This window comes from Bacteroidetes bacterium SB0662_bin_6 (assembly GCA_009839485.1).
Taxonomy (GTDB): Bacteria; Bacteroidota; Rhodothermia; order Rhodothermales; family VXPQ01; genus VXPQ01.
Genome location: VXPQ01000021.1, coordinates 26,398 through 37,168, shown reverse-complemented (window position 1 = coordinate 37,168; position 10,771 = coordinate 26,398). Strand labels below are relative to the sequence as shown.

The following is a 10,771-nucleotide window of genomic DNA, read 5'->3' as shown; positions in this document are numbered from 1 at the left end:
CTCTCACACCCCCCCCGCCCCCGTCCGGCCGCCCCCCCCGCCCCCCGGGGAGAGGTTTTCCCCGGAGGCGGTATGGTTTTCCGCCGGACGCGCACGACCGTCCTCCGGGCGGACGCGGTCTTCGGATGGACGGCTGAGATCCTGATTCGGGCGGGTCGGGCGGGTTCGCATGGAACCGTTGCCTGCAACGACCTCTGCATTCGCCTCTATGATGCGATAAATCAAATCTTCCTTGCGGCTCTGGGAATAGCCGCTCAGGCCGAGACTGCGAGCGATTTCCTTGAGTTCCGGCAGTTTTTTCTTTTGCAATTCGTGGATGTTCATCGTTGCCAGATAAGAGGTTGGGAACGGATCCCGTGGATCCGTACGAAGGATGAATGCCGGCCTAAACGATCGGAAAGGGGTTCCGCGTTATTCGTGCCGGCCTCACAATGGACGCTACAGCGTCTGAAAGGGGTACAAAAATAAACTCGGTGGGATGAATGATCTGCCGTGGTCCAGACAGAAAGATGGGCCGCTGGGACCAGGGAGCTTCGAGAGCGCACATACGATAACCTATAGCTATAACGTATGGCAATGACCTGCTCTCCGGGTAACAAGATAGGTTTTCCTGACGGGAAGTCAAATTATCATTCTGAAAAATTATGCAATGTGCCTCGGACAAGGTCATGGGGAAAGGTCTTCCGGACGCACTGCAATGCGGTGCGAACCGGTCGTCAGCAACGTATCCGCAGCAGATGCTTCGGCAAGGAAAGCCCGGATACCTTCCCGAATGGTGCAGGGCTCGCCGACCCGGACGCCTGCGTTCCGCAGCACCCCGGCCAGTTCTTCAGGAGTGCACATGCGGTCGGACACCGGTTTCACGGGCCGGACGTATGCACCGGCCTCCGCGAGCAGTTTCCCCATGGCCCCTGTATCTTTATCCCGCATGACGCCGAACAGCACGGTCAGGGCGCTTCCTGCCCGCCTGAAAGCCTTCAGGTGATGGAGGGTAGCAGCCAGCGCATCCGCATTATGCGCCGCATCCGTCACCACCAGAGGCTTTTCGCCCAGCACTTCCCAACGGCCATGCAGTCCGCTCAGGGTGCAGACCTCCCGCATGCCCGTATGCACGGCGCGTTTGTCGATATGCAATAATTCCGCCGCTCGCAGCGCGGTCATGGCATTCCGGATCTGATGTTTCCCGGCCAATCCCACATGCAGGTCCTGGAAGGTTCGGCTCGGCGTGGATACCGTAACCGTCGATTTCGTCAAGGCAATGGATTCCGACAGCATCTGCACCTCCCGTTCGATCCGGTGTACCGGGGCGCCGCGCGTTTCGGCAATCTCTTCGATCACTTCGACCGCAGGGGACCGGGCGCTCGTTACCACGGGGATGCCGGGTTTGACGATACCTGCCTTCTCCTGGGCAATATGTTCGAGGGTATGCCCCAGAAACCGGGTGTGATCGAGGCTGATCTCGGTGATGATCGAGAGCACCGGGCTGAGTACATTCGTGGCGTCGAGCCGCCCGCCCATCCCCGTCTCGACGACAGCCAGATCCGCGCCATGTTCCGCAAAGTACAACAGGCTGAGTGCGAAGGTCAGTTCGAAATAGCTCGGTTGCGTTTTTTCGACAAGAGATCGGGTGCGCCGCAGGGCGTCGGCCAGCCAGTTTTCCGGCGCAGCCTGTCCGTTGATCCGCATACGTTCCGTCACCTTCCACAGGTGCGGCGACGTATGAAGCCCGGTTCGCAGTCCCGCAGCGCGGCTCATTGCGGCAAGAAACGATGCGGTGGATCCCTTGCCGTTCGTACCGGCCACATGCACGATATCGAACGCATCCTGCGGGCGTCCAAGGGCGTCGAGAAGATGGTGCGTACGTTCGAGGCCCGGTTTCCATATTCCCTGCTCTGAAAATCGGGGAAGTTTTGCAAGCAGGGCGTCGATCTCGCGCATCATGGCGCAATCCCGCCGAAGTGGATGCTTCGTTCGTTTTCCGTTTCGTGTTTCATGCGAAACCGTAACGTTTCCGGGGGCAGCAGCGGCTCGATGCGCTCGGCCCACTCGATGATACATACGCCGTTTCCAAAGAAATACTCCTCGTACCCGATATCGAAGAATTCGTCCGGTTTTTCAATACGGTAGGCGTCGAAATGATAGACAGGCCAGGTGCCGCCTTCGTACTCGTGCAGGATGGAGAATGTGGGGCTGGTAATCTGTTCGGCGGCCAGCCCGAGCCCCTCGCACAACCCTTGCGCAAACACCGTCTTTCCCACTCCGAGATTTCCGTACAGGCCGACCACGTCCCCCGCCTGAAGTTGTTTTGCAACGGTGCGCCCAAGCCGGCGGGTTTCCGCTGCACCGGAAGTGTGTGCAGGGAAAAGATGTTTCATGCCTTGGGACGCAGGGTCACGACAGGCAGCACCATTTCTTCGAGCGAGGCGCCGCCGTGCTGCATCGTGTCCCGATACAGATTCTGATAGTGGTGGAAATTCGTGGGATACACGAAATAATAGTCCTCCTTGGCGATGATATAATTTGTATTCGCCTCGTTTTTCGGAAGGCCGTACGCCTCGGGGTTCTCTACCAGAATCGCATGTTTCCCGTTGCATTTCACGTTGCGGCCATACTTGTAGCGCAGCGCCGTGGAGGTATTCCGGTCGCCATGGACTTTGGTGGAACGCAGGCTCCGGATGGCTCCGTGATCGGTCGTCACCACGATAGTGCATTCCGTGCGGGCAAATTCGGCAAAGGCCTGGTACAGCCAGGAATGTTCGAACCAGGTGCGCGTCAGGGCCCGGTACGCCCGCTCGTCCGGGGCGATTTCCTTGAGCACATCCGAATCGGACCGGCTGTGCGCCAGAATATCCACGAAATTGATCACGATGGCGCTAAGGTCCTGCGACACGAATGCATCCGTCTGCCGGGCGAATTCGTGCCCCTCCCGCGACTTGACCAGTTTTTCGTAGCGTATCCTGGGATCGAGCGTATGCCGTTTCATCAGGTCCCGGAGAAACTGCTCCTCGTTGCGGTTCCGGCTATGTTCGTCGTCCTCTCCATTCTCCCACATGGTCCGGTAGCGTTTCGCAATGTCCGCGGGCAACAGGCCGCTGAAAATGGCGTTGCGGGAATACGGGGTCGCCGTGGGGAGGATCGAGTAGTAGAATTCCTTTTCTATATCGAACAGGTCGTACAACAGCGTTTCCAGTTCCAGCCACTGGTCATACCGCATACAATCTATGACCATAAAGATGACCGGCTTCCCGGATCCCATTTTTGGAAAGACGTATCTCGGAATCACTTCGTGCGAGAGCGTCGGGCGTTCTTCGCCCGGGCGCGCATGAATCCATGAGGGATACTCGTCTTCGATGAACCTGCCGAATGCCCGGTTCGCTTCCCGGTACTGATCCTCGAGAATTTTCCGGGCGCCTTCGTCGCCTTTCAGTTCGAGGTCGTAATGCACCAGTTGTCTGTATACGTCCACCCACTCCGCGTGCGTGAGAGGGTTCATGAGGGCCTGGGTGATCCGGTTGAACGACTGCAGATAATCGCGGGAGACCTTTTCCGTGCGAAGCCGGTTATGATCGAGAAGCCGCTTGATGGTGAGCAATATCTGGCTCGGGTTGACCGGCTTGGTCAGATAATCGCTGATCTGTCCGCCGAGCGCCTCTTCCATGAGGCGTTCCTCTTCGCTTTTCGTGACCATGACCACGGGTGTTTCCGGGGCCTTCTGCTTGAGTTCTTCGAGAATATCGATGCCTCCCATGCCCGGCATCTGTTCGTCCAGCAGGATCACATCGTAGCGTGTGTGGTCCGCCTGTCCGATGGCGTCGGCGCCGTTCGTCACACTGGTGACGTCATACCCCCTCGTTTCCAGAAAGAGAATATGCGGACGCAAGAGGTCTATTTCGTCGTCCGCCCAAAGGATTTTCGGTTTGCCGGGCATAGGGTTGGGGCGTGTGGGCGTTTTCTGCGATGCGCGGCGGGGGCGGCGCGCAGATTATCCTTTAGTATGTTCGCGTTGCGTTTTTTCTGTGCTTCGCAACCGGCCTTCATACATTCGGGAAGGCGCTTCGTGTTCCTCCGGAAAGGTAAGAGTATCCGCACGGATACTCTAATTAAGTCCACAAAGCTCAGAGGCTGAGAGAAGTGCGCTGGCAAGGAATGACGAAGCAATGTGGCAGGCCCCCACATAATGAGGAATGACGCGGCCAGCGTGCTTCTCTCAGCCTCCCGAAGGGCGCTTCACGCACGAAAGTGAAGCGCTGAGCGAAGTGGTTTTGATCAGAGTATCCGTAACATTGTCGTACCTTATGCCCGGCACTACGTATTCCTGGCGCACATACGCTCTCGCTCTACCCGACCATGGCGCACCATGCCCTTGCGGGGAAGCCGGTTCCCTCTGACCTCCTCGTCAACATTCCCCGGCTGATCGCCGCCTATTTTTCGGTCAGGCCGGATCCCCGGGATCCGGGGCAGCGCGTGGCGTTCGGCACGTCGGGGCATCGGGGTACTTCGCCCGGAGGTTCGTTCAACGACGACCACATTGCCGCGATATGCCAGGCCACCGCCGAGGTGCGCGCCGCAAACGGGATCGATGGCCCGCTCCTGATCGGTATGGATACCCATGCCTTGTCGGAAGCGGCCTTTACGACGGCCCTCGAAGTGTTTGCGGGCAACGAGGTGATTGTGCATGTGGAAAAGGGACAGGGCTACACGCCTACCCCTGTGCTGTCGCACGCTATTCTCCGGTATAACGCACAACGTACAGGCGGGCTGGCGGACGGCGTCATCATCACCCCGTCCCATAATCCTCCGGAGGACGGGGGGTTCAAGTATAATCCGCCTACAGGGGGGCCTGCCGATGCGGCAACGACCGGGCAGATCCAGGATCGGGCGAACGAACTCCTCGAAACCGGTTTGCAGGGGATCCGGCGCACGACGATCATGCAGGCCCGCAAGGCGGATACGACCCGGGAAGTGGATTTTATGACGCCGTATGTAGAGGACCTCGCCCAGGTGCTGGACATGGAAGCTGTTGCGTCCTCCGGTCTGAAGATCGGCGCCGATCCCATGGGCGGGGCGGGGGTAGCGTACTGGGAGCCTGTGGCAGACCGGTACGGACTCGACATCAAGGTGGTCAACCCCGTCCTGGATCCGACCTTTTCGTTCATGACGCTCGACAGGGACGGGAAAATCCGCATGGATTGTTCCTCGCCGTACGCCATGGCAAGCCTCGTCGGGCTGAAAGACCGGTTCGATATCGCGTTCGGCAACGATCCCGATTTTGACCGGCATGGCGTCGTGACGAAGACAAGCGGATTGATGCGTCCCAATCATTACCTGTCCGTCGCGATCGGATACCTGTTCCAGCATCGCCCGCGCTGGCCCGGGGCCGCAGCGATCGGCAAGACCCTCGTATCCAGTTCCATGATTGATCGGGTGGCTGACGGCCTGGGACGGCGCCTTGCGGAAGTCCCGGTGGGGTTCAAGTGGTTCGTGGACGGGCTGGTCGATGGGTCCTACGGTTTTGGCGGAGAGGAGAGCGCCGGGGCATCGTTCCTGCGCAAGGACGGCTCGGTATGGACGACCGACAAGGATGGTATCATTCTCAATCTGCTTGCCGCGGAGATAACCGCTGTGACGGGCAAAGACCCCGCTGAACACTATGCGCTTCTGGAGGACCGTTTCGGATCTCCCGTATACGAACGCATGGATGCGCCCGCCACCCGCTCGCAGAAGGCAGTGCTTGCAAGCCTTGCTCCCGAGCAGGTGACCGCCGCCGGGCTTGCCGGCGAGCCGATTGCCGCGAAGCTCACGCAGGCGCCGGGCAACGATGCTCCGATCGGGGGTCTCAAGGTGGTTACGGAGAACGGGTGGTTTGCCGCAAGACCCTCCGGTACGGAAGAGTTGTACAAGATTTATGCGGAGAGTTTTCTCGGGGAAGAACATCTCCGGCAAATCCAGGAGGAGGCGCAGGCTATGGTCCGGCGCGTGTTTGAGGATGCGGGCGTGTAGGAGAGGAGCGTATCCATTTTCACATGTAATCTGTTTCTTCCATGTCGAACCGAAGCATAGGGCTTTCCCCCGAACTCCATGAATACCTGGTCCGTCACGCCGTTCGCGAGAGCGACGTGTTGCGGCGATTGCGGGAAGAGACCGCGTCCATGGAGGAAGCCCAGATGCAGATTGCGCCGGAACAGGGGGCGTTCATGGCGATGCTCGTGCGCATGACCGGCGCCCGCCGCGCCCTCGAAGTCGGCGTGTTCACCGGATACAGTTCCATTGTGGTCGCCCAGGCGCTTCCGGACGACGGCCTCCTGACGGCGTGTGACGTGAGTGAGGAATATGCGCGCGTAGCCCGCCGCAACTGGCGTGAAGCGGGCGTGGAGGACAAAATCGAATTCCGTCCGGGAGATGCGGCGGATACGTTGCGGGCATTACTTGACGAAGCGCGCGCAGGCACGTACGATTTTGCATTCATTGACGCCGACAAGGAATCGTACGGCATCTACTACGAGCTGGTCCTGCAGCTTCTGCGCCCGGGAGGCGTTGCGGCCCTGGACAACGTGTTGCGCGATGGCCGCGTCCTCGATCCTGCCGAAGACGACGCCAGCACCCGCGCCATTGCGGCGCTTAACACCGCCATTGCACACGACGACCGCGTGGACTGCTGCATGCTGCCCATTGCAGACGGCGTCACGCTGGTCCGGAAGCGATAAGCGTGTATGTGCAGGGGACTTCGGGATCCTACTGATATCCTGCCGCAATCTCTGCAAGGCGTTCCTGTATATCCGATTCGGATACCCACTGCCCGCGCGCCATTACCCCGGCCCGGTCGAACACACGCATTATGTCCTCAAGAGGGTTGCTGTTGAGCAGGATGAGATCCGCCCGGCTTCCCGCCGTAATCGTTCCGAACGTATCCTCTTCGTGCAGGTAGTCCCCGACCGCCCGGGTTCCGGAAACAAGGATTTCGTACGGCGACATGCCTGCGTCCACCATGAAGGGCAGTTCACGCAGGTGCGAAAAACCCGGTACGCTGAACACCTGCGGGGAATCCGTGCCCATGAGAATGCGTGCGCCGGCCTCGTTGAGCGCTCTCAGCAGGTCGATGCGCTGGGCTGCAATCAGGTCCTGGCGTTCCTGGCTGAACCCGCTTCCTGCCCGGCGCCGGTCCTGGGACCGGCCCCACGAAGCCACCATATCCGGCGGCATATATTGCAGTTCTTCATAATCCGCCATATCTGCTGTGGACGGTACGCCAAGGATGGTTTCCCAGAGCGCCATGGTCGGAATGACCCATACCCCGTATTCCTTCGTCATGGCGATGGCGGTTTCGAGGCGTTCCGGATCAATGGTGTCTCCTTCGCCTCTCAGATATTCTATGTAGCCGTCCAGGTGGTCGATTGTTTGCTGCCCCATTTCGATGGTGTGGATCAGTCCCGCCTCGGCGGTGACATGTCCGATAAAGGGAATGCCTTCTTCGTTCGCGGCCATGGCCATGGCGTCGAATTCCTCAAGGGTCATCCCCGGAAGCACCTTCAGATAATCCCATCCTTCGGTCACTTGCTCCCGTACGCGCCGGTCCGCTTGTTCCGGCGAAGAAACAGTCCCGCCGTTGAAGGCCGGGCCTGCAAGATACAGCGCCGGGCCAAGGAGGCTTCCGTCCGCCGTGGCGTCCTTCAGCGCCAGTTGGCCCGGTTCTCCAAGGAGGCCGCGTACGGTCGTGACCCCGTTGGCGATGTACAGAAACATAAGGGACGCAATGTATTCGTCGCCATCGTTCGGGGAGGGGACGTGCCCGTGCATTTCAGCCAGACCGGGAATCAGGTATTTTCCTGTTCCGTCGATTCGCTCTGCCGTTTCCGGGACCTCTACTTCCTCAGCAGGGCCGGCTGCCGTGATCCGGTCGCCTTCCACGAGCACGGTCCAGTCGGTTCGTACTTCTTCGTCCGTCATGGGCAGGGCATTGACATGCTCGAACGCGATCTGGGCCTGGGCGAGGCAGGGGGTGAGTATGCATACAACGAACATGCATACCATCGCAAGGTATGACGTAACTTGACGCATCGTATCGACCTCCATGGGTAGATTGAGACAGAGGTGTCGTGAAGGAGATAGTATACGAACCCTCGAATGAATCATCTTGCAAAATCACTATATACATATTTTGCATAAAGATGGCCTGATCTATGCATATATTGCATAGATCACCAGGACACACGACGTTCAGGGCGTTTCGTCCTGTATGAGAAGCATCTGTCAGCAACCATGTACGCCTACATCGCCGGTCAACTTGTCGAGAAGCAGCCCACGCGCGCCGTGGTCGACGTGCAGGGCGTGGGGTACGAACTGCTTGTCACCACCTCGACCTTCGAGCGCCTGCCGGAGGTCCACAAGCCGGTGCGTCTTTTTACCCACTTTCATGTGCGGGAGGATGCGGCGCTACTGTACGGATTTTTTTCCGAACGGGAAAAACAGGTGTTCGAGGTGATGCTGAACGTCTCGGGCATCGGGCCGAAACTGGCGCTGGCCGCTCTTTCGGTAATGCGCCCGGACGATCTCCGGACCTATGTAATGCATGGGGACGAGGCAATACTGACGAGGATTCCGGGGGTCGGACGCAAAATGGCCCAGCGTATGATCGTGGAACTGCAGGACCGTTTTGCGGCGATGGAATGGCCGGAGCCGGGCGTCGCGTCGGACGGGGAAAGCGTATCCGGCCCGGATCGATCTGCGCGTATCGATGCACTGGCCGCCCTCGAATCGCTCGGGTACACGCGGGCCGCCGCCGAGAAGGCCCTCCGGAAAATTCTCCAGCGCCATCCTGAAACCGGGACCGTCGAGGACATGGTGCGGCTCGTGCTGAGGGAGCATTAGCGCGTTTCTGTGAGGTACATATTTAACCACGAAAAACGCAAGTATGACACCGAAAACTGCCGGCAGTAGACATGCCCACATTCAAGATTAAAAATGCGGAACTTGCCGAGGCTGTATCGCAGAAACAGCATGCTTTTCCTAAGTACACATCCCAGATTATAAACCTGGCCAACCAGAATGCCCAAGGGACACGCCCGCGGATTGTTGGCCAGATGACCGAATTGTTTCAGGAATTTGGCGGGAAAAGCTATGAGGAATGGGAAGCCTGGTACAGAACGCAAAAGCCCGAAGCGCTGGATAATGCGACGGATCGAATCTACGAGATGGTAGAGAAGTTGCGGGCAGCTATGCAGGAGATCGACAAAAGCATGGTGCGTGAATGGGTCGAGGATCTTGTGTTGGTAAAAACCTTTATCGGTCTGTGCTTTCAGGAAGCTATTTTGGCAAGAATTGCAGAACGCAAGGGGGTCGATTACCGGATGGCAACACCCGATGAGGAATCGCAAGGGATCGATGGTTTCATAGGCACGATGGCGGTTTCCGTTAAACCGTCAACCTATGCGGTCAAGGATATGCTGCCTGAAGAGATACAGGGCGAATTGATACTTTATGAAAAGAAAAAGAGTGGAATTACTGTCTCGTTCGATTTTTGACTCATCTAAAGTTGTAACTGAACCTGGGTGTTTTGCTTTCTTATAGGCGGCTTTTTCGCTGCGTTCGCTAACCAGGATGCCGCGCCAGACCGGGCCTCTTCTCCATATTGCGCCCAGACCGTCACACCCTCTTTTTCAGGGACGATCCCTATACCTGTGATGTCATCCAGTAACAGGTGCTGTTCTTGTGCGGTCATCACCGGAAAACCGTAATGGCGGTTCGCGTATTTCAGCGGGCCGTGCTCTGCCGTGCGCGTACGAACCCAGTTTTGATGCCGGACCAACCGGCGTTGATTGTATTCGCCGGCGATGCGCGGCGCAGCCTCCATGAAAGTCCGCGCGACAGGCAGTAATGTATCGTCGATCTCAATGCCCAGCGAATTTCTTCCTGAAGCCAGCGCCGCAACCAATGTGGTCCCGGTGCCTGCAAATGGATCCAGCACCGTATCCCCCTTGATGGAAAACATACAAATGAGCCGGTAGGCCAACTCGAACGGGAATGCGCCGCTGCGCTCCCGAGCCGCGGTGTTGACGAGACGTTGGTCGATCCCCTTTATGTCAAACCACATATCGGAAAACCAGACATTACGCTCTTCCCAAAAGAAGGCGCTTTCCCGACGGCGATCTTTCTCTGCCTCTTTATCAAACCTTCTGCGCCTTCCCTTTCGAAGGACGAGAATGTATTCGTGTTCGTAGGTCACGTACGCCCCTACGGGTAACATCCCGGACCCCATGAACTTGTTTGGGGCGTTTGTTTGCTTGCGCCAGAGTATGTCGGGCAGTGCTGCAAATCCGTGTCCAAGGAAAAAGCCAAGTATTCGGGAGTGATTGGAGTACAGCTGAAAATCGCCGTCCAGAGTTCGGGTCGCATCGCCAATATTGATGCAGGCAAGACCGCCCGGTTTCAGGACCCGGCTGCATTCCTCCCAGGCCGTATCAAGGAGTTGATGCATGAGGTCGAAAGCGGCCCGACCCTCTCCGCGGGCTAACCGATCACCGATACGGCCATCCTGCGAAACGAATACATCGTCCCACATGGCGACCATCGGATAGGGCGGCGAGGTTACGATCAGGTCAACCGATGCATCCGGAACTTTGTCCATAGACTGAGCGGAACCGCATAGCAGCCTCGAAGTCATTTCCATGCTATCCTCCCCTTGAAATGCAGCGAACACATTCTGCCCACATGATAACCCCTTACTGTACTGTAAGGAATGTACCGAAGCAAGCGTTCCTCAGCACAGGTATTTTCA

The 10,771-nt window shown here is 58.2% G+C and carries 10 protein-coding genes; 4 read left to right on the top strand and 6 right to left on the bottom strand.

All coding sequences use genetic code 11. The features are described from left to right. Window positions 1–3 precede the first annotated feature (3 nt). The 4 genes from F4Y00_03305 to F4Y00_03290 all read right to left on the bottom strand — a co-directional run bounded on the left by F4Y00_03305 (window position 4) and on the right by F4Y00_03290 (window position 3,928). Window positions 4–324: a hypothetical protein gene (locus F4Y00_03305; GenBank protein MYE03988.1), complete on the bottom strand. Its 321-nt coding sequence runs from the start codon at window positions 322–324 to the stop codon at window positions 4–6. Window positions 325–666: 342 nt separating this feature from the next. Beyond that, window positions 667–2,058, bottom strand: coding sequence for a bifunctional folylpolyglutamate synthase/dihydrofolate synthase (locus tag F4Y00_03300; protein ID MYE03987.1), 1,392 nt, complete (start codon window positions 2,056–2,058; stop codon window positions 667–669). Then, entirely contained in the window at window positions 1,938–2,375 is a 438-nt protein-coding gene (gene tsaE / locus F4Y00_03295) for a tRNA (adenosine(37)-N6)-threonylcarbamoyltransferase complex ATPase subunit type 1 TsaE (GenBank protein MYE03986.1), read from the bottom strand. The genes F4Y00_03300 and tsaE overlap by 121 nt, the downstream gene beginning before the upstream one ends. Continuing rightward, complete coding sequence (locus tag F4Y00_03290) at window positions 2,372–3,928, bottom strand: response regulator (protein MYE03985.1); 1,557 nt, start codon at window positions 3,926–3,928, stop codon at window positions 2,372–2,374. The genes tsaE and F4Y00_03290 overlap by 4 nt, the downstream gene beginning before the upstream one ends. Before the next feature lie 419 nt (window positions 3,929–4,347). Here F4Y00_03290 and F4Y00_03285 point away from each other — a divergent pair, with 419 nt between their 5' ends. Both F4Y00_03285 and F4Y00_03280 read left to right on the top strand, forming a co-directional pair. Beyond that, window positions 4,348–6,000, top strand: a complete 1,653-nt coding sequence (locus F4Y00_03285) for an alpha-D-glucose phosphate-specific phosphoglucomutase (protein ID MYE03984.1) — start codon at window positions 4,348–4,350, stop codon at window positions 5,998–6,000. A 41-nt stretch (window positions 6,001–6,041) separates the two neighbouring features. Next, on the top strand, window positions 6,042–6,704 hold the full coding sequence (locus F4Y00_03280) for a methyltransferase domain-containing protein (GenBank protein ID MYE03983.1): 663 nt from the start codon (window positions 6,042–6,044) through the stop codon (window positions 6,702–6,704). A gap of 28 nt (window positions 6,705–6,732) precedes the next feature. On the opposite strand, the gene F4Y00_03275 is transcribed toward F4Y00_03280, so the two are convergent. After that, window positions 6,733–8,130 carry an amidohydrolase family protein gene (locus F4Y00_03275; protein MYE03982.1) on the bottom strand — a complete coding sequence of 466 codons (1,398 nt, stop codon included), beginning with the start codon at window positions 8,128–8,130 and terminating at the stop codon, window positions 6,733–6,735. Window positions 8,131–8,256: 126 nt separating this feature from the next. Between F4Y00_03275 and ruvA the strand changes: the two genes are divergently transcribed. Continuing rightward, on the top strand, window positions 8,257–8,865 hold the full coding sequence (gene ruvA / locus F4Y00_03270; protein MYE03981.1) for a Holliday junction branch migration protein RuvA: 609 nt from the start codon (window positions 8,257–8,259) through the stop codon (window positions 8,863–8,865). A 71-nt stretch (window positions 8,866–8,936) separates the two neighbouring features. Next, a complete protein-coding gene (locus F4Y00_03265) occupies window positions 8,937–9,518 on the top strand; it encodes an MjaI family restriction endonuclease (protein ID MYE03980.1) in 582 nt (193 codons plus the stop codon). Between the two features lie 5 nt (window positions 9,519–9,523). Here F4Y00_03265 and F4Y00_03260 read toward each other — a convergent pair whose 3' ends face one another. Then, entirely contained in the window at window positions 9,524–10,663 is a 1,140-nt protein-coding gene (locus tag F4Y00_03260; protein ID MYE03979.1) for a site-specific DNA-methyltransferase, read from the bottom strand. Between the last annotated feature and the right edge of the window lie 108 nt (window positions 10,664–10,771).

Coding starts and splice junctions, on each gene's coding strand:
- F4Y00_03305 (MYE03988.1), bottom strand. CDS start 324: ATGAACATCCACGAATTGCAAAAGAAAAAACTGCCGGAACTCAAGGAA.
- F4Y00_03300 (MYE03987.1), bottom strand. CDS start 2,058: ATGTATCATCGAGTGGGCCGAGCGCATCGAGCCGCTGCTGCCCCCGGA.
- tsaE (MYE03986.1), bottom strand. CDS start 2,375: ATGAAACATCTTTTCCCTGCACACACTTCCGGTGCAGCGGAAACCCGC.
- F4Y00_03290 (MYE03985.1), bottom strand. CDS start 3,928: ATGCCCGGCAAACCGAAAATCCTTTGGGCGGACGACGAAATAGACCTC.
- F4Y00_03285 (MYE03984.1), top strand. CDS start 4,348: ATGGCGCACCATGCCCTTGCGGGGAAGCCGGTTCCCTCTGACCTCCTC.
- F4Y00_03280 (MYE03983.1), top strand. CDS start 6,042: ATGTCGAACCGAAGCATAGGGCTTTCCCCCGAACTCCATGAATACCTG.
- F4Y00_03275 (MYE03982.1), bottom strand. CDS start 8,130: ATGATTCATTCGAGGGTTCGTATACTATCTCCTTCACGACACCTCTGT.
- ruvA (MYE03981.1), top strand. CDS start 8,257: ATGTACGCCTACATCGCCGGTCAACTTGTCGAGAAGCAGCCCACGCGC.
- F4Y00_03265 (MYE03980.1), top strand. CDS start 8,937: ATGCCCACATTCAAGATTAAAAATGCGGAACTTGCCGAGGCTGTATCG.
- F4Y00_03260 (MYE03979.1), bottom strand. CDS start 10,663: ATGGAAATGACTTCGAGGCTGCTATGCGGTTCCGCTCAGTCTATGGAC.